Here is a 24,157-nt window from a genome sequence, read left to right on the forward strand (position 1 = left end):
GATAGGAGTCATCTCCGCGGGATGCTCCTCATGGATCCAGTGACCGGAGGAGGCTGTGCACAGGGGTCGGTCGCTCAGTGGACGCCGTGTGACACCTGGTCTTCTGCCGCGTCCAGCCAGCGCCGATACCAACGGGCGAAGCCGAGCGGCTTTCCGTCGTCGTACAGCGGCTCGAAGCCGGTGCCGTCGGCGGTGCCGTCAGCCCACATCTGGCCCCGCGCCGGGCCAGTGATCACCAGAGCCTCGCGATACGCGCAGCCGAGGTGGCAGAGGTACAGCAGTCCGATCGAATGCCGGGGGTGGCAGACGATCGTGTCGTGCCGCTCCCAGTACGCGTCCTCAGCCGCGTTGAACTCCTCGGTGGAGTCGAAATCCTCCTCCTCAGGCGGCGCGGGCAGCGCGTCGGCCGGATTGAACGCCTCGACATGAGGAAACGGCTGATTCAGGGTGCCCAGGTCGGTGAGGTCGGCGCCGTCGCCCTGCCATGTCCATCGTCCATTCCTGCGCAGCACAGGAAAGAGTCCGTAGGCCGGGCCCGCTCCGCCGCACCCTGCCCGCAGCAGGAAGGACCGATATTCGTCGGGTAGCTCTATCCCTAGCCGGGCTTCCAGATCGGCGAGGTCGTCGGCTTCCAGCGGCGGCCCAAGCTGCCAGCCGTGGTCCGCAGAGCCGAACACCGCACCGGCACCGGGCACGGCGGCCAGCCGCGACAGCCGTTCGGGCACATCTGCCCAGTCGGAATGCGTCACGTCCGGCACCATACAAGAACGAGTGGTCCGCTCCTGGTGATTTGCGCCGCGTCGGAGGCTTGATCGATAGCGTGTCCGTTGATGCGGTGGCGACCGCCGCCGTGCCGGTGGAGCCGGTCAGGCGGCGCCTGCTTCGTGAGCGCTGCATGCGTCGGGTGGAGCAGCTCGACGGCCGGCCGAGCGATGCGGCCGGCGCCTGATCGGTCTCAGCGCTTGGGGCGAGCGATGACGACGTACCTCTCGTCCTGGATCGCGCGGCCCCACAGCGTCGGGTCGGTGAGGTGCTCGGTGTCGACCACGTCGGCCAGGCGCTCAAGCGTCTCGATCAGTCGTGCGGCGGTGACGCCGCCGAACCAGGGCAGCTTCGGAGAGCCCGGCGTGTACGTGCCGGCTTCCGCCGATGTCTGCCAGCGCCCTTCCACGAGCACGAGCCGTCCGCCCGGGCGTAGCAGGCTCAGCCAGCGGGCGAGCGCTTCTGCCGGGGCAGGGAGCGTCCATACGAGGTGGCGTACGACGATCGCGTCGAACGGCCCGCCCACGGCGGCGGGTGGGTCTCCCGCGTCGCCCACCATGAACGGCACCGCGAAGCCCGCTGAGGACAGCTTCCTGGTGGCGAGCTCGATCATGCGGGGGGACAGGTCGACTCCGGCCGGCCGGTGACCCTGTTGAGCCATGAGCAGAGTCAACGAGCCCGTCCCGCAGCCGAGATCGAGAACGTCGGCGGGCGAGTCGGGGAGCCAATCGGTCAGCCGTTGCGCCCAGGCGGCGTTGACGTGTGGATCGCGAAGCCCGTGGTCGGCCTCATCGTCGAAGGCGTCGGCGGACTCGTTCCAGTAGGCGGCGATGGACGCGAGCTCTGATGCGGGCATGACGCGACTCTCGCAGGTCCCACCGACAGAACCGGGACGCCGATCACCGACAGAAGCCCGGGCCGTCTTCGTCGGCCGGACGGGTGCGTACCGCGACCGGGCTCATCGCCCTGATCGTCCACCCTGGCCCACCTGTGACAGGCCGAAGGCCCTCTCAGTGAGGGTGAGAGGGCCTGTTGTCGTCAGCCGCGGCCGGCGCTTGCCGCGCCGGTCACGCATACGTTCGACGGGGTCGAGGTGAGGCCGTACTTCGGGCCCCAGTAGATGCGGCCCGTCGCCATGATGCAGCCGCGGGAGATGTTGAGGCGGGCGGTGTGGGTGCGGCCGGTGTACCAGCCGCGGGTAGCCGTCGACTGGAGCTGGCCGTGGCAGGCCCCGTAGTTGTCACTGGGGCGCGCGCAGTGCTTCAACATGATCGTCATGTGCTTCCTGGTGCCCCAGGTAGCGTTCGTGGAGTTGAGGTACGCGCAGGCGATGCCCGTGCCGGAGTCGTAGAAGACATGGATGTACGCGGCCTTCAGCATCTCCCGGGTGTAGAGGGGCTGGTGCATCACCCGCCTGCCCGAGCAGGTCGGCAGTTGGCCGGCCGACTGGGCCGAAGCGGCGGTGACCTGCGGCGGGGCCGACGACTGCGCGGCGGCGGCGGTCGGCGGACCGGCCAGCGTGGCGGCGGTGGCGAGGCTGATCATGAGTGATCGCATGACGTCTCCTGTCCGTCTCGCACGGTGTTGTGCGAGCATTGATCGTTCGGTTCGTTGTCAGGTTGGCCAGACGCCGCCGGCGGGGCCAGACGGTGCAATCGGTGGAATGTTGCACCGCTCGTTGAACGGGGCTGCACCTGCGGTTTCACAGTCGTGCGGACAATTGCGCGAAAGGGGCTGCACCGGATGGAGACGTTCGAGGAGCTCGCCGATCGGCTCGCGGAGGCGCTGGACGAGGCCGCCGAGGGCATCCGGGAGGCGTTGCGGTCGCAGGGACGTCCGCAGAAGCACCTCGCCAACCGGGTCCGCGACGCCAGCCCTTCGTTGATCTCGCGGTGGTTGTCCGGATCGCGGCAGCTGGCCGACCGCAACCGGCTGCCCGGCGCGGAGGTGATGCGGGAGATCGCCAAGGTGCTGGACCTGCCCGTCGAGAGGGCGCAGGCGCTGGTGGCGCTCGGCGACACGATCGACGGCCTGCGCAAGCGGCTGGAGGCGGACGAACGCGGCTGGCGGGCCAGGGCCGCCGAGCGCCTGAGCCGCCCGGACGGCCCGGCGAGCCCTTCGTACGAGCCGCCGTCAGCGGGCCGGCCGTCGGTCGTCCGCAGGACGGTGTCGCTCATGGCCGCGACGGCGGCCGCCGCGGCGGTGGGAGTGATCACCTTCCTGGGCGGGGTGCTGGCGGGGCGCGGCTGGGCCCCCGAGGCGGAACCGGTGAACACGACGACGAGCACCCTGGCGGCCGCCGAGCGGTGCAGCCCATGGACGGATGCCGGGCAAGGCGTCCAGGTGGAGGCGTGCGTACGGATCCGCGACAGCCGCATGCTCATCAGGACCCGGTTACGCGGCCCGATCGGCATCCGGGCCGACATGATGGTCCAGGCTTACGACACGTTCCTGGAGAAACCGGTGACCAAGGAGCTGAAGTGCCACCAGATGAGCGTCATGGTGGCGGGCCAGGTCCACACCTGTGGGTGGCACGAGATCAGGCCGCCGTACGGGTCCGAGTACAGTGCCCGCGCCGGGTGGCGGCCCGCCGGTGAAGGTGTTTTCGGCGGGTTCGTGGAGAGCGCGGGCGTGCGCTGGTGAACGGGCGTCAGGCGGCGGTGGTGACTTTCCACAGGTAGCCGTCGGGATCGCTGAAGTAACCGAAGTAGCCGCCCCACCCGGCGGCGGCCGCCTCCTTGACCACAGTGCCGCCGGCAGCCGCCGCGGCGCGCATGACCTCGTCCACCTCGTCCCTGGAGCCGGTGACGAAATGGAACGACGAGCCGCGGAACCCGGACCCCTCCGCGGGGACGCCGGCGTCCTGAGCCGCCGCCTCCCACGCGTAGAGCGCCAGCGACGGGGAGCCCTCGCCCAGGTCGCATTTGACGAAACCGGGGTGGTCCTGGTCGATCTCGCATCCCAGGCCTTCGGCATAGAACTTCTTGGCGCGAGCGACGTCCTTGACGCCGAGCATGATGGTGGTCACCTGGAGCTTGGTGTTCATGGTGGTCACGCTAGGTTCGGGCCGGTCATGGGCGCTTCTCGATTCCTGATCCATCTGGGCTCCGTGATCGTGTTCACGGCGGCGCCCAGATCTCCCGGGATGCGGAACATGGCCGCGGATCAGCCGAGCGGATCGTCCGCGCCGAGGGCGAAGCGGGTACGCGCCGCGTCAGTTCTGGGAGACTGCGCGCTTCACGCGAGCAGGGCCGCGGCGCAGGCGGCCGCGTGGGCGAAGGCGTCGTCGACGATGCCCATGCCGGCGGTGACGAGGGCGCCCTCGTGGAGCAGCATGATGCGGTCGGCGACGAGGCGTGGTTCCGCGACTCCGGCCGCCTCGGCCAGGTCGGTGAACAGGGTGAGCATCCAGCGTTTCTGTCCGACGATGACGGCGTGAGCCGGGTGCCTCGGGTCGCTGATCTCCGCGTACGCGTTGATCATGCTGCATCCCTTGCGTCCTCGGTCCTGTGACCAGGCCGCCGAGGCGCTGAAGACGGCACGCAGTTGCTCGTGGGGTGTCCGGCCGGCCTGCTCAAGGTGTGCGGCGAGGAACTGCCTCCACTCCGAGTCGCGTGCGCTGAGGTACTCCACGACCAGGCGTTCCTTGGAGCCGAACCGGTCATAGAGCGTCTTCTTGGTGACGCCGGCCCGCTCCGCGATGGTGTCGACCCCGACGGCGTGGATGCCGTGTTCGTAGAACAGCTCCGAGGCGGCCGCGAGCACGGCGCGTGCCTTCGGGGTCCAGTCGATCGGTGCCGTCACGGGCACCAGCCTACCCCTTTGGCTAAACCGATCTGTATAGTCGAGCCATGGGAGGTAGACAGATCGGTATAGTCAACGGCTCGCGGACCTGGCTGACGGGCGTGCTCGCCGTCGTGTTCGTGTTCTGCTGGTCGTCGGGGTTCATCGGCGCCAAGCTCGGCGCGGCCCAGGCTCCCGTCACGACCGTTCTGATGTGGCGTTTCGTCCCTCTCGCGGTCGTGCTGCTGCCCTTCCTGGTCACCAGAACGGCCCGGGCCGAGCTCGGCCGCCACGTCCTGATCGGGCTGCTGTCTCAGTCGGGATACCTGCTCACCGTCTACTGGGCCATCGGCCTGGGAGTCAGTACGGGTACCACCGCGCTCATCGACGGTGTGCAGCCGCTGGTCGCAGCCGCACTCGTCGGCCCGTTGCTCGGCGTCGCGGTGACCGGGCGCCAGCGGGCAGGGCTCGCGCTCGGGCTCGCCGGAGTGATGCTGGTCAGCTGGACCGACGCCACCTCGCCCGCGACCCAGGCAGCCGCGTGGGCGTACGTGGTGCCGTTCATCGGCATGCTCAGCCTCGTCGGCTCCACGATCCTCGAACGACGAGCCCGCGTGACGACACCGCCCCTGAGTGCTCTGGCGATCCACTGCACCACCTCGGCCCTCGTGTTCACCGTGCTCGCGCTCGCCACCGGAACGGCGGCACCACCGGGCTCGGCGGGGTTCTGGGCGGCCATGACCTGGCTGATCGTGCTTCCCACCTTCGGTGGCTACGGCCTGTACTGGGTCCTGGTCGAGCGCATCGGTGTGACGCCGGTCAACAGTCTGATGTTCCTCATCGCGCCCGTCACGTCCGTGTGGGGCGCCGCGATGTTCGGCGAGCCCCTCACCCTCATCACCGTCGCCGGACTCACGCTCGCGCTCGTCGCGGCACTGGTCGTCAGCCGCACACCGAGCGAGCCGGCAGGTGATCGCTATTCGAGGAGGCCCCCCGCTGGATCCATGCCGAGCAGGTCTTCGTGGAGGGATTGAAGCGCGCGGCCGGTGAGCTCGCCCGTCGCCGTGGTCTCCATCAGCCGCCAGCCGGGGGAGTCGTCCGGCGCTTCGACGTCCCGTCCCTGGGCGGTGAGGCGGTACAGCAGGCCGAAGACCGCTTCATACGCCGAGACGCGCGCGAGCCGAACGAGGTCGTCGCGATTCGCTCCGTTCGACAGGAGGCGGTTCGCGGCCGGGATCGCCTCCAGGGACTCAGGACGAGTGTCGATCAACTCTGGCCAGACGCTGCGCAACGCCAGGTAGCGAGCGAGTTGGGGGATGCCCTCGGTGGCCTCCGAGAGCGCGCGGCCGTCAGGGTCATCGGCTCCGAGGGCTTCGAAACGGGCTCGCAGTGCGAGCAGCGCGGCGCGATCCACGTCGTCCATCCCGACATCCCACCACAGCCGGTAGCGGTAGGGCCGCCCCTACCGCTGCCCGGGGGCGGTCGAGGGCAGCCCGGAGACGTTCGCCGCGTTCGGGCGGCTCTGCGCACCCGCCAACAGCCCCGACCCGAGCTTTCCTGCGGAGCCGGAATGTGGACCCCTCCAGGACCTCCCGAGATCCGGAAGGGGTCCGAAGGGCGTCAGCCGCGGCGGCGCTGGACGTACAGGCGGTTGCCTTGCGGGCCGGTCCATTCCAGGCGTACGACGCCGGGCACCGCGGCGTCGGCGATGCGCGAAGGGTCGGACCAGTGGCCGAAGTTGGGGTTGCGGAAGAACGTCGCCCACAGGTGGCCGCTGCGGTCCCTGAAGATGTTGTTGTGGCCGGCGCCGACCCCCATGGTCCACCGCTGCGAGTACGGCCCCTCGAAGGTGTCCGAGACGGCGACGACCGCGTCGTACTGGTACTGCACGCGGCCGGGGCCGGGCGGGTCGTAGGCGTGGCGCGTGCCGCCGTCGGGATCGGCCGACGTACGGTTCCAGGCGGCGTGGAGCAGGAAGTACTTGCCTCCGTGCTTGAACACGTACGCGCCTTCGAGGTACGGCTCGGGGGGGTAGGGCCGCTGCTGGAACGCCGGCAGGCCGGTCGCCGGGACGATGTCCTCCATGTCGTCCCGGAACTTCGCGTACACGTGGTTGTGCAGCACCAGCCACGCGTCGTCGCCCTCGGCGTAGAGGCTGCCGTCGATGTGGTGGTAGGCGCCGGGCTCGATGAAGTTCGGCCCGCCGACGAACGAGTCGCCGAACGGTTTGTCCAGGTTGCCCTCGACGAGCCGGTACGGGCCCTCGATCCCGCCCTCGCTCACCAGCATGAACGAGCCGACCTTCCGGGAGTGGTCGCCCATGCAGGCGACGATGTACCACCGGCCGCGGAAGTAGTGCACCTCCGGGGCCCACGCCTGGCCGCGCTTGCCGAACCGGTCGTCGTACCAGTACTCCTGCCACGGGGCGACGACCGTACGGCCGGGACGGTTCTCGCCGGCGAACTCCGGCGACCACACCTTGCCCTTCTCGGCGCCGGGCCGGATGCCGGTGGTGTCGACCAGCCGCCACGGCCCGCGCAGGGACGGCGACACCCACACGAAGATGCCGTCGTTCCACGGGCCGGCCGCTTCGAGCCCCGGCACGCGGGTGGTGCCCGTGGCGACGTAGACCGGGCGACCGCCGACGACGAAGCAGTTGACGTAGGTGTCCCGCATCCAGACCCGGCCGAGCTCCTCGTCACGGGGGCGCATCTCCAGCGGCAGGATGAAGGAGTTGTCGTCGCGCGGCCACAGGTCCAGGCGGGTGTCGGCGAGGCCGTAGGGCTCGGGGTCGGGCCAGTTCGACGGGAACCGCCGCGTCTGCGCCGATGCGGCCTCGGCGGCGGTCGCGGGCAGTGCCACCGCCCCTAAGACGCCGGCCAGCAATGCTCGTCGGCCGAGGTTCGACCCGTTGTCGGAATCGGTCATCAGTCACGTCCTCCTACGTTCCGAGCGGCTTGCCCGGGTGCGGTGGGGAGAGTCTGCCTAAGTCGCCGATATTTCGTCAATAACCCGGAAAAAATCCCCGGTCGCCTCCGGTAGGCCGTGAAAGCACACGAAATCGCAGGTCAGCCGCGAAGCGCGGCTCGTCACGCGCACGTGATTCGTCAGTCCGCCAATTGCCGGTTGACTTCCGCCGCCACCCGATCGGCACGCCGGCCGATCAGCAGCAGACCGCCGACAAGGAGGGTGAACTGGCCGGAAATGATCAGATATTCGGCGGCCCCGGGCAGGTCCAGACCCACGTCGGCGGCGACGGACGCGACGAGCACCGCCGCCATGGCACCGGCCAACCTCCGAAGCGGACGCTTCAACCATGCGTGGGCGGCGTCCCATGCCTCCCGGGAGGCGAGCGTGTGGCGGGTGCGGAAGCCCGACAGCTTGTTCCGGGTATCGACGGTGCCCGACTCATCATGGAAAGAGATCAACAGCAGGGCGACGGCCGGAAGGCTCAGCAACGAGGTCATGAAGACGGGGCCCACGTCCTCGATCGTAAGCTTGCTGGGCGGTCAGGCCCAGGTGTCCTGGTCGGGCAGGCGCAGCCACATGTCGGGCGGGCCCATGATCGGCCGGGGGTCGGTCAGGCGCAGGCCCGCGCCGGCGCAGCAGTAGGCCAGAGCATGGCCCTGGTAGAGGTAGCAGGCCAGGATCTCGTCGGCGGGCTCGTCACCGGATACGGCGCCGCCGCCGGGATGGGTGTCCCACGCTTCGTCGGAGCCGTCCCGGTGGACGGATCCCTGGTTGCCGTCCGCGGCGTTGGCGTACATGGCGTAGCAGACGGTTCGGACCGAGAGGCGTCCGGTGACGCCGCTGGTGAACGGGGTGTATCCCCACGGCTGCGTGACGACGCAGCCGCCGGGCACGTCCGTGACGCCGACGATGGTCAGGCCGTGCTCGTAGTCGGAGCCTGGGTCGTCGTCGATGAGTTCGAGGTCGTCCTCGTCGGCGGGGACTGCGTCGAGCCGCCGGGCCGCCTCCGCCGCCGTGATGCCGGCGACGCAGGCCAGGCCCAGGCCCTCGTAGAAGAAGGTGCCGATGGCGGCCTTGAGGCGTCCGGCCTCCGCCGCGGCGGCCCGCTCGGCCTCCGTCAGGCCGAGCCCGGCCCCCGTCATGGCTATCGACGCGCCGCCGTCCGCTGAGGGGACGGGGAAGAGGTCCGGCGTGGGGCCGGCCAGAGCGAGGCGGCCGGGGGGCCAGCCGGTCATCATGGGACGCCAGGGGTCGGCGCCGGCGGAGACGAGGGCCCGCGCGTTGCCGGGCCGGTCGGCGAAGACGGCGGACCACAGCGCGGTGCGGCCCTTGTACAGGGCGTCGATGTCGTCGACGCGACCGGCCAGCTCGGCGACCACCTCGGGTGAGCCGTGCTGGGCGGCGGCGTGCAGCGGCGTCCCGAAGTGCGACACGCCGGAGTTCGGGTCGGCGCCCGCGTCCAGCAGGGCGCGGATCCGCCCGAGATCCGTCCAGGAATCCCAGCCCGTGCGGAGCCATCCGGTTGCGGTCACGTCAATGATCTTGCCGTACGCGGCGAGCGAAGATCACAGTCTGAAGGGTGAGGATGAGCGCGCACGTGGCGGGCAACGCGGTCCACAGGCCGGTCATCCCCCAGGTCGCCGCCACCGGCGTCATGACCGCGGCCAGCAGGCCGTAGCCGGTGACGGAGGCGAGCATGTGCCACGACGAGCTCCTGAGACCGACCAAGGCCGCGGCCGTCACGATCGCGCAGGTGTCGGCCAGGGCGTACACGGCGAACAACGGGAGCAGCGCGACGGCCAACGCGAGCACGCCGGGGTCGGAGGTGAGCAGCCGGGCCGCGTTCTCACCGACGAACAGCAGTGCGGTGAGGACCGCGGCGGACACGATCGTCAAGGCCGCGCGGCGAAGCCGGCGGACCTCGCGGGCGCAGGACACACGGGCGATCTCCGGTGTCAGGGCCTGTCCGACGGCGACGGACGCCAGGCCGAGGAGCCCGTTCAGCGAGATGAGGATCGCGTGGGCGGCGGCACCCTGGGCGCCCGTCCGGGCGGCGGCGTAGGTGATGCCGCCCATGACCGTGAACTTGACGACCAGCGTGGCGGACATCGGAACGCCCACCCGCGCCATGCGCACGATCTCGCGAGGCCGCGGACGCCGCAGAAAGCTCCCTCCGAGCAGGCGCAGCAGGAGCGTGTTCGACACGGTGAGCGCGAGGGCGGTGGAGAGCAGGAGCGCGACACCGGCGCCCTGGACGCCCATCGCCGGCACGAGCAGCAGGAGCGCCACCGCCTCCACGGCCGCGCTCGGCAGGCTCGACCGGAGCACGAGGCGGCTGCGTCCCAGGGCGACGAGCATGCCGCCCGCGCCGCCGCCCGCCGCGGACAGCAGCACGTGCACGGCGAAGATCACGGGCAGCGCACCGAACTCCGCGATCACGTCGGCGGGTGCGCCGCCGATCCGGGCGATCAAGGGGACGCCGAGCATGACGCCCGCGCCGGCCGTGCCGAGCCCGAGGGAGAGCCAGCGGGCGTCGTTGAGCACGGCCAGGGCCTCGACGGGACGGTCGCGGCAGGCGGCGGCGAACGGCACCATGCCGCGCAACCCGCCGGACACGGCGGCGCCGACCGGGGCGAGCACCGCGCTGACGAGCGCGAACGCCGCGAGCTGGACGGTCGACTGGTGGCCGAGCAGTGCGGTGCAGAGGAGCCGGGTGACGGCTCCGGCGCCGGCGGTCAGGAACAGGGGGAGTGCCGCGTTCAGCAGTATGCGGTGGGGAGAGGCCATGAAAGCCGAAATCCCGGGCGGCCAACCGCTCGGGACGTGATCATTCTATCGGATGGGGCATCATGGCGCGATGAATGCCCGCTATCACGAGGTCGTCGACTCCCTGCGCAGCTCCTACGACGGCCGCGCGGCGCAGCGTGACGCACGAGGCAAGGCGCCGTGGAAGCTGGCCGAACGGGCGGCGTTCCTGGAGCGGCTGCGGGCGCAGGACTGCCGGCGGCTGCTGGAGGTCGGCGCCGGGACGGGCCAGGACAGCGTGTTCTTCCAGGAGCACGGGCTTGAGGTCGTCGCCGTCGATCTCTCGCCCGCCATGGTGGCCCGCTGCCGCGAGAAGGGTGTCGAGGCGCACGTCATGGACTTCCTCGGCCTCGACTTCCCGCCCGGATCGTTCGACGCGGTCTACGCGCTGAACTGCCTGCTGCACGTGCCCAACAGCGACCTGCCCACGGTCTTGGACCGCATCGCCTCGGTGCTGCGGCCCGGCGGGCTGTTCTTCCTCGGTGTGTACGGCGGCGGCACGTTGACCGAAGAAGGGGTCTTCGAGGACGACGAGCACGATCCGCCCCGGTTCTTCTCCTTCCGCGGTGACGAGCAACTCCAGGACTTCGCGCGCGGGGCGTTCGAGATCGTGGACTTCCACGTCGTCGGGAACGGCGACAACCGCTTCCAGTCGCTGACGCTCAGGACCGGTCGGGGCGGACCGGGGTGATGCGGTCGCGCGGGGCCTCCACGGTCTCGCGGTGGTAACCGGGTCTCGATGGAGGTGTCGATCTCCGTCATGGTCGGCCTCCTGAGGCCCGGGTCGGGTCGAGGCCGAGCCATCGGGACAGGGCTTCGATCTCGGCGTGGATCGCCTCGGTCATCGGGGCGGTGAACGGGGTGTCCTCGTGGACGGCGTTGACCCGCAGGACGCCCGCCTTGCGGTCGGCCGTGGCGTCGAGCTTGCCCACCAGCCGGTCGCCGTACAGGATCGGCAGGGCGAAATAGCCCCAGCGGCGCTTGGCCACCGGTTTGTACATCTCCAGCTGGTAGTCGAAGCCGAACAGCTCGGTCGTGCGCCTGCGGTCGTGGATCAGCCGGTCGAACGGCGACAGCAGCGCCGCGCGCCCCGTGAACGGCTGGTCCAGCAGCGACGCGTCGATCCGCCACGAGCCCTTGACGCCCTCGACCACGGCGGGCTCGCCGGCCTGGCCCACGTCGGCCGGCTCCACCATGTATTTCGGGCCACGCGGACGGGCGATGCCGAGGGCGCGCAGCCGGCGCTCGTCGCGGATGCGGATCGCCTCGTCGGCGGGCACGACCGGGTCGTCGGGGTAGACGCGGGAGGCGAGATCCCACAGCCGCTGGCGGCCGAGGCGGCCGGCCACGGCGACCTCTCCCCGCAGCACCATGAACTCCAGCAGCTGCGTCACGTTGCGGTCGCCCGTCCAGCCGGTCGACTTCCACGGCACCGCGCAGGTGTCGGGAAGCTCGCGGGACGGCAGCGGCCCCGACGCGTCGAGCCGGGCCAGGATGTCGCGGCGGCAGGCGTCGTTGGCCCGCACCCAGTCGCGATAGTGCACCTGCCAGGGCTCCAGCTCGCCGTGCCCCGGCCACTCGGCCATCCTGGCGCGGTAGAGGGTGACGTCTTCGCCGGGCCGGATCATCGCCCGCAGCTCCAGCAGCGACCTGTCACGCAGGGCCGCGGCCAGGTCGGCCGGGGCGTACGACGAGCCGAGCCGGCTCCACGCCACCAGGTCGGCGGTCGGCGCGACGGCGGCGGTGGGGTCGATCTGCAGCAGGGTCAGGTGGCGCACCACGTCGAGCAGCCCGGCCGGGCGCGTGCCGTCGAGGAGCTGCGCGCGCACGGCGAGGCGGCGCGCGTCCGCAAGGGAGAGATGGTGGACGGTCACGGCACGACCCTAGGCGGTCGCACCGACAGTCATCGACTGCCGAGGACGGCGTCGATCTCCGCCTGCTGCTCGGTGGTGAAGGCGCGTTTGGGGAGGAAGCCGGTGAACTGGTTGTTGTCCTTGAAGAACAGCCAGAACTCCTCGCCGGTGACGACCCGCTGGAAGAAGGACCATCGCACGCTCATGGTCTGCTCGTCGGTGCGGGTCTCGTAGCCGTCGGCGGTGAAACGGAGGGTCGTGGGGACGCACAGGTGGGCGAACTGCCGCCGCGCCGTGCGGCGGAGCGACCAGGTCATGACGAACGGGCACGCGACCGCCGAGACGAACAGGGCGATGCCGACGCTGCGCGCCTCGATGAGCACGCACATGACGCCCGCTACCACCATGAGCGACGTCAGCAGGACGCTCAGCCGCCTCAGCTGGTGCTTCGCGCCCTGCTCGAAGGCGCGCACCACTTCGTCGGGTGTGGGCTGGTACTCAACGGTGAAGTCCACGGCGTCGCCTTCTGTCGATCATGCTCGCGCCATCATGCAGGACCGCGCGCCGCCGCCACAACGGACCGGTGACGGACTGCCGCCGCACGGTCCGGTCACGGTGGTCACCGCAGGAGGCGGGCGGTTTCGGCGAGGAGGTCGACCTGCGTCCGCCAGTCGCCGCCGGCGACGCCGATGATCGCGTGCGTCGCCCCGGCCTCACGGTACGCCGCCAGGCGCTCGGCGGCCTGCTCCGGGCTGCCGGTCAGCGGGATGCCCAGGGCCTCCTCCAGTGAGCGGCCGTAGGCCGAACGGATGCCGGAGGCGACCTCCTCGCGGGACGGCACGCCGGGGTCGGCTCCCAGCGCCGACGTGCCGCCTATCGCGACCAACGGGGTCGGGCGGCCGTGCGCGGCCGCGAGGCCCGCGAGCCGTTCCCGCCCTGCGGCGACCTCCTCGGGCGAGATCAGCGACGGGAACCAGCCGTCCCCCAGTCGCGCCGCCCGCCGGATCGCCGCCGCTGAGGCGTTCCCCACCCAGACCGGCGGCATCGCCACGGCCGGCGCCAACCGCACCACCGGCCCGCCATCACGCGACGCCGCTTGTCGGGGCTCGGCCGTGTGGCGTGCCGCCGGTTCGGGCTCGGGTGGGTGGGGCGGTGAGCTCCGAGCGGTGGGGAACACCACCGGCTCGCCTGCCAGAAGGCGGGGGAGGAGCTCCAGCGCGGTGTCCGTACGGTGGCCGCGCTGCGTGTACGGGACGCCGGCCGCCGCCCACTGGCCGGGGCCGCCGCCGGAGCCGACGCCGAGGACGAGGCGGCCGTCGGAGACGTACTGCAAGGAGGCGATCTGCTTGGCGGCCCACGCGAGCGGACGGATGGCGGGGACGAACACGCTCGTCCCGATCGTGATCCTGGACGTGGCAGCGGCGGCGGTGGCCAGCGCGATCGGGGCGTCCAGCGTGGGGCCGCCGATGGCGAGATGGTCGCCGTGCCAGACGCCGTCCAGGCCCGCGTCCTCGGCGTGCCCGGCCGCCTCCCGCAGCGTGACGCCGTCCCGGCGCTGGACGTCCACTCCGGGCAGGATGACGCCGATCTCGAAAGTAGCCATGTCGCAACCGTGCAACCTGAAGCATGGTTGATGTCAACGGCGCGGATCCTCAACGGCGCCCGTGGTCGGCGCCGTCATAATCGTGTGGCGCGGGACGGCGAGCGTGGGGGAGCATCGCCTCATGCTTCCCACTCCGGTACGCCCGGCCACCCCGGAGGACGGGCGGGGGTCCGCGCCGATGCGCCGCCGCGTGGAACGCCCCCTGTGAACGGCCGGGAACGGCGCTTCGCCGAGCGCGAGGAGCTGACCGGCCTGGTACGCGACGTGCTCGGCCGGCGCCTGGTCGCGGTGGAGCGGCTCAGGGGCGGCACCAGCAAGGGCGTCTACCGGCTCACCCTCGACGACGCCTCGAGCGTGGTGCTCTACGTCTGGTCCGACGAGGAGAACTTCTGGACCCGCACGGACGGGGCCCGGGACGAGCTCCGGCAGCGGGGCGAGGGCGTGGAGAGAGGGTCGGGAGGGCGGTCCCCGGAGGTGTCGGGGATGCGGCTTTTCGAGGCGGCGCATGCGCGGTTGGCTGATCTGGGGGTCCGCGTTCCCCGTCTGTACTTCGCCGACGGCTCGGGAAGGCGCTACCCCGGTGAGGTGGCGCTGGTCGAGGACGTGGCGGGGTGGCACGTTGGAGGCGCAGCTGACCGGGCCCGCGATGGGCCGCCTGGCGGAGGGGCTGGCCGTGATGGCGAGGTGTCGTTCCCCGCGGCACGGGAAGGTCGCCCTGGTCGAGAACGGCCGGGGCGACCCGCGACCCGCGTCCCAGAGAGTCCTGGAGTGGGCGCTTCGCGACCTCGCCGAGGCCGCTTCCCGGGTGGAGCGGATCCGCGGGATCCGCGGCCGGCTGGCGGACGACCTCGGGCAGATGGCCGCCGGCCTGCGGCCGCGGGAGAGCCACGGCCTGATCCACGGCGAGCTGGGCCCCGACCACGTGCTGATCGACGAGCACGGCGAGCCGGTGCTGATCGACATCGAGGGCACGATGTACTTCGACGTCGAATGGGAGCACGCCTTCCTGCGCCTGCGGTTCGGCCCTCACTACGGCCGCCTCCGCGTCGAGGGCCTGGACGAGGCCAGGATGCGCTTCTACCGCCTGGCCCAGCACCTGTCGCTCGTGGCCGGCCCGCTGCGGCTGCTCGACGGCGACTTCCCTGACCGGGAGTCCATGATGGGAATCGTCCGGCATCACCTCGCGGAGGTGCTCGCCTGGCCGGCGCGATGAGTTACGCCGCTCACGGAGGTCTCACCGGTATGCGCAAACTCCTTTACTGCATGCTCATCTCCCTGGACGGCTACGTCGAGTCCCTCAACGGCGACATCAGCTGGTCGGGGCCCGACGACGAGGTCCACGCCTTCATCAACGACCTGTCGCGCGACATCAGCGGCGCCCTGTACGGCAGGCGCCTCTACGAGAACATGTCCGCCTACTGGCCCACGGCCGACGAACGGCCGGACGCCCCGCAGATCGAGATCGACTTCGCCCGCATCTGGCGGGACACACCCAAGTACGTCTTCTCCAAGACGCTCGACAAGGTGGACTGGAACAGCACCCTCGTCACCGGCGACCTGGAGACCGAGGTGACCCGGCTCAAGCAGGAAGGGGACGGCTACCTGGAGGTGGGCGGCGCCACGCTGGCGCACAGCATGATCCGGCTCGGCCTGGTCGACGAGTTCCGGATCTTCGTCCACCCGCTGCTGCTCGGCCGCGGCAAGCCGTTCTTCCCCGAGCTCGACACCGCGGTCAGGACCCCGCTGCTGGAGACCCGGGCGTTCGACTCCGGCATCGTCTACCTCCGCTACGGCGTCGAGCACTGATCAGCCCTTGCGTCCGAAGCGGAAATCGTCAACTCTTAAGAAGGTTTCCAATAGGGCTGGGGAGCGGCCGGTGCGCGGTGGACATGTCCTGGCGGTTCTCCTCCTGCTGCTGTCGGTCGCCTGCGGTCAAGCCGGGAGCGCAGAGAAGGCGGAGCCGGTCAACGCCGACGACGTGATGTTCGTCCAGATGATGGTCCAGCATCACCGGCAGGGCATCGAGATCGCCGGGATCGGCGCCTCGCGCACCGCAGATCCCGAGGTGAAGACGCTGACGGCGGCCATCGAGAGCACGCAGCAGGACGAGGTCGAGATGATGCTGCGCTGGCTGCACGACTGGGACCAGCCGCTGACGGCCGCCTCGGTCGCGCACGACCACCACGGCGGCATGCCGGAGACCGACCGGCAGCGTCTCCAGCAGCTCAGGAAGTCGCAGAACTTCGATTACGACCTGCTCACCGTGCTCATCGAGCACCAGGACGGCGCCGTCACGATGGCCGCCGACGAGGTGACGCGCGGCGCCAACCCGGCGGTCCAGCAGTGGGCCGCCCAGGTGCAGACCTCCCGCAGGGCGCAGATCGCGATGATGACGGACCTGCTCAAGCGGTGAAGCGGTAGAGCGGCAAGACCGCCTCACAGGCCATATGTCACGAAATAAACACTCCTCATAGACGCCGTCTCCATTAAGTGATTAGATCACTTGATATGTCCGAGGTGACGCGGCCGACGCTTTCCGACGCTCTGACCGAGCGCATGCTGGAGCTCATCCGTTCGGGAGGGCACCGGCCCGGCGACAGGCTGCCTTCGACCAGGGAGCTCTCCCAGCGCTTCGCCGTCACCACCCCGACGCTGCGCGAGGCGCTGCGCAGGCTCGAGGCCACCGGGGCCATCGAGATGCGCCACGGCTCCGGCATCTACGTCGGAGCCGCCATCGAGCGGCTGGTCCTGCCCAACCCCAACATGCGCGAGATCCGTGCCGCGCAGCTCCTGGAGCTGCTGGACGCCCGGATCGTCATCGAGCCGCCGCTCGCCGCGATGGCGGCCGGGCGCGCGGCGGAAGAGGAGCTGACGGCGCTCAAGCAGGCCCTCGCCACGGCGGGCCGGCATCTGGGCGGCGATGACGCCGAGCTGCACGACGCGAACATGTCCTTCCACCGCGCCACCGCGCGGATGGCGGGCAACGTCGTGCTGCACGAGGTCGTCGACGCGCTGCTCACCGTCCACGGGCCGGAGCAGCGCGAGATCCTCCAGCTCTTCGACGACCGGCGCCGTGACCACGAGGAGCACCTGGCGATCCTCGCGGCCATCGAGGCGCGCGACGCGGCGCAGGCCGAGGAGCTCATGCGGGCCCACCTGGTCGACGTGAAGACGGTTATCGAGCACAGGGTGCAATCCCCCCGATGAACAAGGAGGCCGGCCCATGTTCCGGTCACGTGTGGCCACGCTCGGCGCGGCGGCGCTCGTCCTGACCGCCTGTGGCGGAGGCGGCGGCGAGGCGCCGCAGAAGAAGACGGAGCTGAGCCTGTACAACGACAAGGGCGCCTGGACGAAGTACTTCGACGAGATGGGCGCGGTGTCCAAGCAGAGCATCGGCCTGAGCATCAAGCCGACGGGATACACCGACTCGGCGCAGTACCAGGCGTTCATCAAGGCGTCGTTCCGCACGAACGTCAAGCCGGATCTCTTCACCTGGCAGACCGGGGGGATGCTGGCGGAGATCGTCAAGCAGAAGCAGGTGGCCGACACCTCGGCCGTCTGGCAGGAGGCGATCAAGGCCGGCGACCTGTCGCAGGACCTCATGCCCTACTACACGGTCGACGGCAAGCAGTACTGCGTGCCGATGAACGTCGCGTACTGGGGGATGTTCTACAACAAGAAGGTCTTCGACCAGTACGGCCTGAAGCCTCCGCAGACCTGGGACGACCTCGTCAAGGTCGCCGACACGCTCAAGCAGAACAACGTCAAGGCGTTCTACCACACCAGCGTGCTCTTCTCGTTCGTCTGGTTCGAGCAGCTGCTCGCCGGCACCGACCCCGACCTGTACGACCGGCTGTCCACCGGCCAGGCGAAGTACACCGACCCGGGCGTCGTCCAGGTGATGGAGCGCTGGAAGCAGCTCATCGACGCCGGCTACTTCATCAACCCCGGCGACAAGACCGACCCCGCCGACGTGCTGAAGAACGGCAAGGCCGCGATGGTGTCGTTCGGCACCTGGTTCAACACCAGCATGGCGTCGCGGAGCATGAAGGCCGGCACCGACTACGACTTCTTCGTCATCCCGAACGTCAACCCGGCGCTCCCCAAGACCTCGATGATCTTCGAGAGCGGCCCGTTGTGCTCGCTGACCAAGGCGGCCGACCCCGACGCGAGCATGCGCTACCTCAAGTGGTGGACCACCGCCGAGGCGCAGGAGAAGTGGTCGACCAGCCGCGGCGACGTGAGCGCCAACCCGAAGGTCGCGATCGACGACAAGGCGCTCGGCGCGGTCACCAAGGACGCGGGCAGCGGCGAGTACCGCCTGGTGAACCGCTACTTCGAGGCCACCCCGCCGCCGATCCTGACCGCCGCCCTCGACGGCTTCTCCAAGTTCGTCACCGAGCCGGCCACCTACATGGAGGTCCTCCAGACCATCCAGCAGGCCGCCGACGAGTACTGGAGCACGCATCAGTGACTCGCATGAGCACGCGCGGCGGCATTCGGGTGACCGAGCCGCCGAACGGAGTGAGGCCATGAGAGCACGCGCTCCGATGCTCGGCAGGTTCAGGTACGGATACGTGGCGCCCGCGGCACTGCTGGTCGCGGGGCTGCTCTACGCCCCGTTCCTGTGGACGGCCTATCTCAGCCTCACCCGTTACGACGGCCTGGAGTCGCCGGCGTGGATCGGGCTGGACAACTTCGTCAAGCTGTTCGACGACGCGGCGCTGCTCACCTCGACCCGCAACACCCTGATCTGGGTGGTCGGCACGATGGTGCTGCCGGTCGGGCTCGGGTTGCTGGTGGCGGTGCTGTCCTATGACATCAAGGGCGGCGCGTGGTTCCGCGTGCCGTTCATGCTGCCGTACGCGCTGAGCGGCGCGGGCCTGGCGATGGTGTGGAGCCCGATCCTGTCGCACGACGGCGTGGCCAACCGGCTGCTCGGCGTGGACACCGCGTTCCTGCAGGACTCGCCGTACAACACGCTGGCCATGCTGCTGGTCTGGACGTGGCAGCAGCTCGGCGTGAACACGCTGCTGTTCGTGGTGGGCCTGCAGTCGATCCCGAAGGAGCCCATCGAGGCCGCCCGGCTCGACGGCGCCTCCGGCTGGCGGTTGTTCCGGCACGTGATCTGGCCGCTGATGCGCCCGCTGACGGCGGTCGTGGTCGGGCTCGCGCTGGTGGCGGGGCTGAAGACGTTCGACATCGTGTGGGTGCTGACCCAGGGCGGCCCGGGTCGCAACTCGGAGACGCTGGCGGTGACCATGTACAAGGAGACGTTCGTGTCCAGCGACTACGGCTACGGCTCGGCGGTCGCGGTGATGCTGACCGTGGTGACGGGCCTGGCGTCCTATCTCTACCTGCGCAGGCAGGTGACGGCCACATGATCAGGCGTGCCGTGCTGGTCGTGCTCGGGCTGATCTGGCTCGGGCCGACGTACCTGCTGCTGGTCAACGCCTCGCGGCCGGCCGACTCCTACGACCCGGGCAGCGCGTGGATCCCGTCGGGTGACTTCGCGCTGCTGCGGAACTTCGTCAGCGCCGTGGAGGGCGCGAACCTGGCGGGGAGCCTGGCCAGCACCGCGCTCTACAGCGTGGTCTCGCCGCTGCTCGGCGTGATGATCGGCGCCCTGGCCGGCTACACGATCGTGGTGCTGCGGCTGCGGCACGGTTTCTGGTGGTTCCTGCTGATCTTCGGCGGCACCGTCTTCCCGTCCCAGATGCTGCTCGTGCCGCTCTTCGTCGGCTACAGCGACGCCGGTCTGTACGACAGCCGCGCCGGCATGATCCTGCTCTACACGGCGATCAACGTGCCGCTGGCCGCGTTCGTGCTGCGCAACTTCTACAGCGGCGTGGCGTTCTCGATCTTCGAGGCGGCCCGCATGGACGGCGCCTCCACGTGGCGGATCTTCTGGCGCATCTACCTGCCGATCTCGTTCACCGCGCTGGCCGCCGTCTTCATCCTGGAATTCACCTTCATCTGGAACGACCTCATCTTCGGCCTGACCCTCACCCAGACCGAAGAGGTCCGGCCGGTGATGACCGCCATCGCCGGCCTGATGACCGACGTGTACGCCGGCACCCCCGTCCCGGTCGGCCTGGCCGCCGGGCTCGTGGTCTCGCTGCCGACGGTCGTGCTGTTCCTCGCCACCCAGCGCCTCTTCGCCAGGGGCCTTGCTCTAGGGAGTGTTCATTGACCAGCCGGTTGCTCCAGCGCAGTCTGGGGAGCCCCGACTACGACGGCATCAGGCAGGCGCTGCGCGACGACACCTCGACGCCCGTCATCAGCGTGCGCGGGCTGGAGGTGCGGGTCGCGGTGCTGCCGCTGTTCACCCACGACGGCCGGCAGGCGGTGCGGGTGTCGAGCACCGAGCCGCTGACGCACGTCCTGGTGGGCGTGGACAGCGCGTCCGGCACCGACGTGACGCTGCTGATGCCCGAGGTGGACGCGCCGCGCGTGCTGACCCTGGAGTGCCGCGACGACGCGGGCGTGGTCGGCAGCGCCGAGGTCACGGTGACGCCGCAGCGCAGGTGGAGTGTGTTCGTGGTGCACCACTCGCACCTCGACATCGGCTACACCGACCCGCAGGGCACGGTGCTCCGCCATCACCTCGACTACCTCGACACGGCGCTGCGGCTGGCCGAGGAGAGCGCGTCCTGGCCGGACGACGCCAAGTTCCGCTGGTCGGTCGAGTCGTCGTGGCCGGCGCTGAAGTGGCTGGAGGCCCGGCCGAAGGAGCTGACCGACCGGTTCACGGAGCTGGCCAGGGCGGGCGTCATCGAGGTGACCGCCTTCCCGTTCCAGCTGCACACGGAGGCGTGCTCGACCGAGGAGCTGCACCGCCAGCTCCGCTTCACCCAGGAGCTCGGCTTCCCGGTCAGGTCGGCCATGCACACCGACGTGCCGGGCGCGGTCGTCGGCCTGGTGGACGCGCTCAGCATGGCGGGCGTGCGCTACCTGGCCGCCGCCCACAACTGGGCCGGCCGGTCGGTGCCGTACCTGCACGGCGGCGACAAGCTGACCCGGCCGTTCCGCTGGCGGGCGCCGAGCGGGAACGAGCTGGTCGTGTGGTTCACCGACACGCCGCACGGGATGGCGTACATGGAGGGCAACACGGTCGGGCTGACGGACTCCTACGAGCTGGCCGACGACCTGCTGCCGCGCTACCTGTCGGCACTGGCGACCCGCGGTTACCCGTACGGGCCGGGGACGTTCGGCTGGCAGGGGCCGGACGCGCCGAAGGAGCCGTACGAGCTGGACGTGCTGCACCTGCGGGTGCAGGGCGCGCACGCCGACAACGCGGGCCCGTCGATCGTGCCGGCGCGGATCGCCCGCAGGTGGAACGAGCAGTGGGCCTACCCGCGCCTGCGCTCGGCGGTCAACAGCGACTTCTTCGACCACGTCGTGGAGCGCTACCACGACCGGCTGGCGGTGCACGAGGGCGACTGGACCGACTGGTGGGCCGACGGGCTCGGTTCGGGCGCCCGGCCGCTCGGCTACGTCCGGCGCGCGCAGTCGGCGCTGCGCGTCGCCGAGACCCTGCACACGCTGGCCGGCGTGGACGCGACGGAGCAGGTCGACGCGGCCTACGACAAGGTGGCGCTGTTCAACGAGCACACCTGGGGCGCGGCCAACCCGTGGGAGGACGCCGAGGAGGCGGGCGACTCGGGCGGCCTGCAGTGGACGCGCAAGTCGTCGGGCGCCTACCAGGCCCAGGACGACGCCGCCGACCTGCTGCACGCCGCGACGCGCAGGTTCGCCGCCGCCCTCTCCCAGGACGGCGACACCGGCGCCCTGGCCTCGTTCGCCGTCTTCAACCCCGCGACCACGGCCAGGACCGACGTCGTACGCGCGTTCCTGCCCCGCGACGTGGTCGCCCTGGACGTGCCGATCGCGCTCGTGGACGCCCGGACGGGACGGACGCTCCCGCACCACGAGGAGGTCGTGCACCCGGAGGACTGGCCGACCCGGCCGATCGGCCGGCACATCCACGCCGTCGTGCCCGACATTTCTGGATACAGCCATGTGCGCCTGGACGTGGTCCCCGGCGCCACCCAGGCCCCCGAGCCGGTCGAGCTCGACCCGACCGGCGTGATCGAGAACGAGTTCTACCGCGTCGCCTACGACGTCCGCGAGGGACACATCAGCTCGATCTTCGACAAGCGGGCCGGCCGCGAGCTGGTCAACGCCGACGCCGCCGCCGGCTTCGGCCAGTACGTCTACGACCAGTACGCCACCGCCCCCCACTTCAACCACCTGTCGGGCCACGTCGGCGCGCACGACCGCACCCTGCTCGGCGACCGCGCCATCGGCCGGCACGCCAGGATCACCAAGGTCCAGCGCACGGCCGTGGGAGAGAAGCTGGTCGTGGAGCTGCACGGCAAGGGCGTCGACTGGATCCGCACGACGATCGAGCTGCACGCCGGCGTGCCCCGGCTCGACCTGACCTACCAGCTGGCCAAGCAGGGCACCCCGGCCAAGGAGGCCGTCTTCCTGGCCTTCCCGTTCGCCGCGGGCCCGGCCACGGCCTGGGAGCTGACCGGCGGCGTCGGCGGGCCTGACGTGCCGCGGGTGCCGGGCTCGGCCGAGTACATGTTGCCGATCCGCCACTGGATCGCCTTCGAGGACCCGGAGCTGACCATCGCCTGGGCCACGCTGGAGGCCCCGCTCGTGCAGCTCGGCACCATCCACATGCCGTACGCGCCGTTCCCGCCCACGCTCGACCAGGAGGACGGCACGGTCTACTCCTGGGCGCTCAACAACATCTGGGACACCAACTTCCCGGCGCAGCAGCAGGGCGAGACGACCTTCCGCTACGCGGTCACGTCGGAGGTGGGGGCACGGGGCAGGCGGCTCGGCGCGGTCGCGGCCTCCGGGCTGACCGAGCCGCTCGTCGCCGCGCTGGTCAACGGCTCCGGCACGGAGCAGACGTACGTCTCCGTCGACCACCCCGACGTGCTGGTCACGTCGCTCGGCCGGTCGGGCGACGAGTGCGTGGTGCGGCTGCAGTCGCTGGCCGCCGAGCCGGTCGAGGCGACGGTCACGCTGCCCGGCCTGCGCTCGGCGCGTGACCTGGACGTGGTGGACGAGTCGGTCAAGGTACGCCTGCCCGCCTGCGGGGTGGCGGTCGTTTGGGGGACGTGTTCGTGAAGATCGCAGACATCAGGGCCACGACGGTCGCGGTCCCGCTGGAGGCGCCGCTGCGGCACAGCAACGGCGCCCACTGGGGCCGGTTCGTGCGCACGATCGTCGAGGTCGAGGCCGACAACGGGCTGGTCGGCCTGGGGGAGATGGGCGGCGGGGGCGAGAGCGCGGAGGCGGCCTTCAAGGCGCTGCTGCCCTACCTGGAGGGGCACGACCCCTTCCAGCTGGAGGCCCTGCGCTTCAAGATCGCCAACCCGACGGCCTCGCTCTACAACAACCGCACCCAGCTCCTCGCGGCCATCGAGTTCGCCTGCCTCGACCTCATCGGCCAGCACCTCGGGGTGCCCGTGCACGACCTGCTCGGCGGGCGCGTGCGCGACGCCGTGCCGTTCGCGTCGTACCTGTTCTTCCGGTACGCCGCTGCGGGCCACGACGAGATCCGCACCCCCGAGCAGCTCGTCGCGCACACCGCCCGCCTCAAGGAGGCCCACGGGTTCACCGTGCACAAGCTCAAGGGCGGGGTGTTCCCGCCCGACTACGAGCTGGAGTGCTACCGCGCCCTGGCTGCGGCCTTCCCCGCCGACCAGCTGCGCTACGACCCGAACGCCGTGCTGTCGGTGGCCGAGGGCGTGCGCTTCGGCCGGGCCATCGAGAATCTGAACAACGACTACCTGGAGGACCCGGTCTGGGGGCTCGAAGGGCTGAAGACCGTGCGCGAGCAGGTCAGGGTGCCGATCGCGACCAACACCGTGGTGGTCAACTTCGAGCAGCTCGCCGCGAACGTCATGCGCAGGGGCGTGGACGTGGTGCTCCTGGACACGACGTTCTGGGGCGGCATCCGGCCGTGCGTGAAGGCGGCGGGGGTGTGCGAGACGTTCCAGCTCGGGGTGGCCGTGCACTCCTCGGGCGAGCTGGGCATCCAGCTGGCGACCATGCTGCACCTCGGCGCGGTGCTGCCCAACCTCACCTACGCCGCCGACGCCCACTACCACCAGCTCAGGGACGACGTGATCGAGGGCGGCAAGATGGCGTACTCGGAGGGTGCCATCCCCGTGCCGTCGGGGCCGGGCCTGGGCGTGCGGCTCGACAAGGAACGGGTGGCCCGCTACGCCGAGCTCTACCGCGAGCTGGGCGGTTACCCCTACGATCGCGACCCCGGCCGGCCCGGCTGGTACGCCACCGTCCCGAACGAGCGCTTTGCGGACCCGGACATTTCCCAAGAAATAGCACCATAATTAGG

The 24,157-nt window shown here is 70.6% G+C and carries 26 protein-coding genes; 13 read left to right on the top strand and 13 right to left on the bottom strand.

Annotated features, from left to right (window positions below):
- Window positions 1-74: 74 nt before the first annotated feature.
- Window positions 75-749 carry an SMI1/KNR4 family protein gene (locus tag ACIBP6_RS32105; protein WP_397057581.1) on the bottom strand — a complete coding sequence of 225 codons (675 nt, stop codon included), beginning with the start codon at window positions 747-749 and terminating at the stop codon, window positions 75-77.
- 71 nt (window positions 750-820) lie between these two features.
- Here ACIBP6_RS32105 and ACIBP6_RS32110 point away from each other — a divergent pair, with 71 nt between their 5' ends.
- The gene (locus ACIBP6_RS32110) at window positions 821-949 is read left to right on the top strand and encodes a hypothetical protein (protein WP_397057582.1); all 129 of its coding nucleotides are present in this window, start codon (window positions 821-823) and stop codon (window positions 947-949) included.
- A gap of 6 nt (window positions 950-955) precedes the next feature.
- Here the strand turns inward: ACIBP6_RS32110 and ACIBP6_RS32115 are convergent, their stop codons facing one another.
- Window positions 956-1,618 (bottom strand): class I SAM-dependent methyltransferase, encoded by a 663-nt coding sequence (locus ACIBP6_RS32115; RefSeq protein ID WP_397057583.1) that lies wholly within the window; start codon window positions 1,616-1,618, stop codon window positions 956-958.
- A gap of 182 nt (window positions 1,619-1,800) precedes the next feature.
- Entirely contained in the window at window positions 1,801-2,319 is a 519-nt protein-coding gene (locus ACIBP6_RS32120; RefSeq protein WP_397057584.1) for a hypothetical protein, read from the bottom strand.
- 186 nt (window positions 2,320-2,505) lie between these two features.
- Between ACIBP6_RS32120 and ACIBP6_RS32125 the strand changes: the two genes are divergently transcribed.
- Complete coding sequence (locus ACIBP6_RS32125; RefSeq protein WP_397057585.1) at window positions 2,506-3,405, top strand: helix-turn-helix domain-containing protein; 900 nt, start codon at window positions 2,506-2,508, stop codon at window positions 3,403-3,405.
- A 7-nt stretch (window positions 3,406-3,412) separates the two neighbouring features.
- Here the strand turns inward: ACIBP6_RS32125 and ACIBP6_RS32130 are convergent, their stop codons facing one another.
- Both ACIBP6_RS32130 and ACIBP6_RS32135 read right to left on the bottom strand, forming a co-directional pair.
- On the bottom strand, window positions 3,413-3,808 hold the full coding sequence (locus ACIBP6_RS32130; protein ID WP_397057586.1) for a VOC family protein: 396 nt from the start codon (window positions 3,806-3,808) through the stop codon (window positions 3,413-3,415).
- Window positions 3,809-3,999: 191 nt separating this feature from the next.
- Window positions 4,000-4,566 (bottom strand): TetR/AcrR family transcriptional regulator, encoded by a 567-nt coding sequence (locus ACIBP6_RS32135; RefSeq protein WP_397057587.1) that lies wholly within the window; start codon window positions 4,564-4,566, stop codon window positions 4,000-4,002.
- Between the two features lie 47 nt (window positions 4,567-4,613).
- Between ACIBP6_RS32135 and ACIBP6_RS32140 the strand changes: the two genes are divergently transcribed.
- A complete protein-coding gene (locus ACIBP6_RS32140) occupies window positions 4,614-5,579 on the top strand; it encodes a DMT family transporter (protein ID WP_397057588.1) in 966 nt (321 codons plus the stop codon).
- Here the strand turns inward: ACIBP6_RS32140 and ACIBP6_RS32145 are convergent.
- The 5 genes from ACIBP6_RS32145 to ACIBP6_RS32165 all read right to left on the bottom strand — a co-directional run bounded on the left by ACIBP6_RS32145 (window position 5,522) and on the right by ACIBP6_RS32165 (window position 10,302).
- A complete protein-coding gene (locus ACIBP6_RS32145) occupies window positions 5,522-5,968 on the bottom strand; it encodes a hypothetical protein (protein WP_397057589.1) in 447 nt (148 codons plus the stop codon). The genes ACIBP6_RS32140 and ACIBP6_RS32145 overlap by 58 nt on opposite strands.
- A 197-nt stretch (window positions 5,969-6,165) precedes the next feature.
- Window positions 6,166-7,473, bottom strand: coding sequence for a family 43 glycosylhydrolase (locus ACIBP6_RS32150; protein WP_397057590.1), 1,308 nt, complete (start codon window positions 7,471-7,473; stop codon window positions 6,166-6,168).
- 179 nt (window positions 7,474-7,652) lie between these two features.
- Window positions 7,653-8,027, bottom strand: a complete 375-nt coding sequence (locus ACIBP6_RS32155; RefSeq protein WP_397057591.1) for a hypothetical protein — start codon at window positions 8,025-8,027, stop codon at window positions 7,653-7,655.
- Between the two features lie 27 nt (window positions 8,028-8,054).
- Entirely contained in the window at window positions 8,055-9,047 is a 993-nt protein-coding gene (locus ACIBP6_RS32160; RefSeq protein WP_397057592.1) for an ankyrin repeat domain-containing protein, read from the bottom strand.
- A 1-nt stretch (window position 9,048) separates the two neighbouring features.
- Window positions 9,049-10,302 (bottom strand): MATE family efflux transporter, encoded by a 1,254-nt coding sequence (locus ACIBP6_RS32165; RefSeq protein ID WP_397057593.1) that lies wholly within the window; start codon window positions 10,300-10,302, stop codon window positions 9,049-9,051.
- 70 nt (window positions 10,303-10,372) lie between these two features.
- On the opposite strand from ACIBP6_RS32165, the gene ACIBP6_RS32170 reads away from it, so the two are divergent.
- A complete protein-coding gene (locus ACIBP6_RS32170) occupies window positions 10,373-11,011 on the top strand; it encodes a class I SAM-dependent methyltransferase (RefSeq protein ID WP_397057594.1) in 639 nt (212 codons plus the stop codon).
- Between the two features lie 67 nt (window positions 11,012-11,078).
- Here the strand turns inward: ACIBP6_RS32170 and ACIBP6_RS32175 are convergent, their stop codons facing one another.
- From ACIBP6_RS32175 to ACIBP6_RS32185, 3 genes are all read right to left on the bottom strand, one after another.
- Complete coding sequence (locus ACIBP6_RS32175) at window positions 11,079-12,194, bottom strand: DNA glycosylase AlkZ-like family protein (protein ID WP_397057595.1); 1,116 nt, start codon at window positions 12,192-12,194, stop codon at window positions 11,079-11,081.
- Window positions 12,195-12,223: 29 nt separating this feature from the next.
- Window positions 12,224-12,688, bottom strand: a complete 465-nt coding sequence (locus ACIBP6_RS32180) for a YcxB family protein (protein WP_397057596.1) — start codon at window positions 12,686-12,688, stop codon at window positions 12,224-12,226.
- A gap of 104 nt (window positions 12,689-12,792) precedes the next feature.
- On the bottom strand, window positions 12,793-13,776 hold the full coding sequence (locus ACIBP6_RS32185; RefSeq protein WP_397057597.1) for an LLM class flavin-dependent oxidoreductase: 984 nt from the start codon (window positions 13,774-13,776) through the stop codon (window positions 12,793-12,795).
- A gap of 619 nt (window positions 13,777-14,395) precedes the next feature.
- On the opposite strand from ACIBP6_RS32185, the gene ACIBP6_RS32190 reads away from it, so the two are divergent.
- From ACIBP6_RS32190 to ACIBP6_RS32230, 9 genes are all read left to right on the top strand, one after another.
- Window positions 14,396-14,989: a phosphotransferase gene (locus tag ACIBP6_RS32190; protein WP_397057598.1), complete on the top strand. Its 594-nt coding sequence runs from the start codon at window positions 14,396-14,398 to the stop codon at window positions 14,987-14,989.
- 29 nt (window positions 14,990-15,018) lie between these two features.
- Entirely contained in the window at window positions 15,019-15,582 is a 564-nt protein-coding gene (locus ACIBP6_RS32195; RefSeq protein WP_397057599.1) for a dihydrofolate reductase family protein, read from the top strand.
- Window positions 15,583-15,652: 70 nt separating this feature from the next.
- Window positions 15,653-16,189: a DUF305 domain-containing protein gene (locus ACIBP6_RS32200; protein WP_397057600.1), complete on the top strand. Its 537-nt coding sequence runs from the start codon at window positions 15,653-15,655 to the stop codon at window positions 16,187-16,189.
- A 95-nt stretch (window positions 16,190-16,284) separates the two neighbouring features.
- A complete protein-coding gene (locus ACIBP6_RS32205) occupies window positions 16,285-16,983 on the top strand; it encodes a FadR/GntR family transcriptional regulator (protein WP_397057601.1) in 699 nt (232 codons plus the stop codon).
- Window positions 16,984-16,999: 16 nt separating this feature from the next.
- A complete protein-coding gene (locus ACIBP6_RS32210) occupies window positions 17,000-18,250 on the top strand; it encodes an ABC transporter substrate-binding protein (protein ID WP_397057602.1) in 1,251 nt (416 codons plus the stop codon).
- Window positions 18,251-18,308: 58 nt separating this feature from the next.
- Entirely contained in the window at window positions 18,309-19,160 is an 852-nt protein-coding gene (locus ACIBP6_RS32215; RefSeq protein ID WP_246075446.1) for a carbohydrate ABC transporter permease, read from the top strand.
- Entirely contained in the window at window positions 19,157-19,969 is an 813-nt protein-coding gene (locus ACIBP6_RS32220; RefSeq protein ID WP_397057603.1) for a carbohydrate ABC transporter permease, read from the top strand. The genes ACIBP6_RS32215 and ACIBP6_RS32220 overlap by 4 nt, the downstream gene beginning before the upstream one ends.
- On the top strand, window positions 19,966-22,923 hold the full coding sequence (locus tag ACIBP6_RS32225) for a glycoside hydrolase family 38 N-terminal domain-containing protein (RefSeq protein WP_397057604.1): 2,958 nt from the start codon (window positions 19,966-19,968) through the stop codon (window positions 22,921-22,923). The genes ACIBP6_RS32220 and ACIBP6_RS32225 overlap by 4 nt, the downstream gene beginning before the upstream one ends.
- On the top strand, window positions 22,920-24,152 hold the full coding sequence (locus tag ACIBP6_RS32230) for an enolase C-terminal domain-like protein (RefSeq protein WP_397057605.1): 1,233 nt from the start codon (window positions 22,920-22,922) through the stop codon (window positions 24,150-24,152). Before ACIBP6_RS32225 ends, ACIBP6_RS32230 begins: the two co-directional genes overlap by 4 nt.
- Window positions 24,153-24,157: the final 5 nt, after the last annotated feature.

It is taken from the genome of Nonomuraea terrae (assembly GCF_044465245.1).
Classification (GTDB): Bacteria; Actinomycetota; Actinomycetes; order Streptosporangiales; family Streptosporangiaceae; genus Nonomuraea; species Nonomuraea terrae.

Coding starts and splice junctions, on each gene's coding strand:
- ACIBP6_RS32115 (WP_397057583.1), bottom strand. CDS start 1,618: ATGCCCGCATCAGAGCTCGCGTCCATCGCCGCCTACTGGAACGAGTCC.
- ACIBP6_RS32120 (WP_397057584.1), bottom strand. CDS start 2,319: ATGCGATCACTCATGATCAGCCTCGCCACCGCCGCCACGCTGGCCGGT.
- ACIBP6_RS32125 (WP_397057585.1), top strand. CDS start 2,506: ATGGAGACGTTCGAGGAGCTCGCCGATCGGCTCGCGGAGGCGCTGGAC.
- ACIBP6_RS32130 (WP_397057586.1), bottom strand. CDS start 3,808: ATGAACACCAAGCTCCAGGTGACCACCATCATGCTCGGCGTCAAGGAC.
- ACIBP6_RS32140 (WP_397057588.1), top strand. CDS start 4,614: ATGGGAGGTAGACAGATCGGTATAGTCAACGGCTCGCGGACCTGGCTG.
- ACIBP6_RS32145 (WP_397057589.1), bottom strand. CDS start 5,968: ATGGACGACGTGGATCGCGCCGCGCTGCTCGCACTGCGAGCCCGTTTC.
- ACIBP6_RS32150 (WP_397057590.1), bottom strand. CDS start 7,473: ATGACCGATTCCGACAACGGGTCGAACCTCGGCCGACGAGCATTGCTG.
- ACIBP6_RS32165 (WP_397057593.1), bottom strand. CDS start 10,302: ATGGCCTCTCCCCACCGCATACTGCTGAACGCGGCACTCCCCCTGTTC.
- ACIBP6_RS32170 (WP_397057594.1), top strand. CDS start 10,373: ATGAATGCCCGCTATCACGAGGTCGTCGACTCCCTGCGCAGCTCCTAC.
- ACIBP6_RS32185 (WP_397057597.1), bottom strand. CDS start 13,776: ATGGCTACTTTCGAGATCGGCGTCATCCTGCCCGGAGTGGACGTCCAG.
- ACIBP6_RS32195 (WP_397057599.1), top strand. CDS start 15,019: ATGCGCAAACTCCTTTACTGCATGCTCATCTCCCTGGACGGCTACGTC.
- ACIBP6_RS32205 (WP_397057601.1), top strand. CDS start 16,285: ATGTCCGAGGTGACGCGGCCGACGCTTTCCGACGCTCTGACCGAGCGC.
- ACIBP6_RS32210 (WP_397057602.1), top strand. CDS start 17,000: ATGTTCCGGTCACGTGTGGCCACGCTCGGCGCGGCGGCGCTCGTCCTG.
- ACIBP6_RS32215 (WP_246075446.1), top strand. CDS start 18,309: ATGAGAGCACGCGCTCCGATGCTCGGCAGGTTCAGGTACGGATACGTG.
- ACIBP6_RS32220 (WP_397057603.1), top strand. CDS start 19,157: ATGATCAGGCGTGCCGTGCTGGTCGTGCTCGGGCTGATCTGGCTCGGG.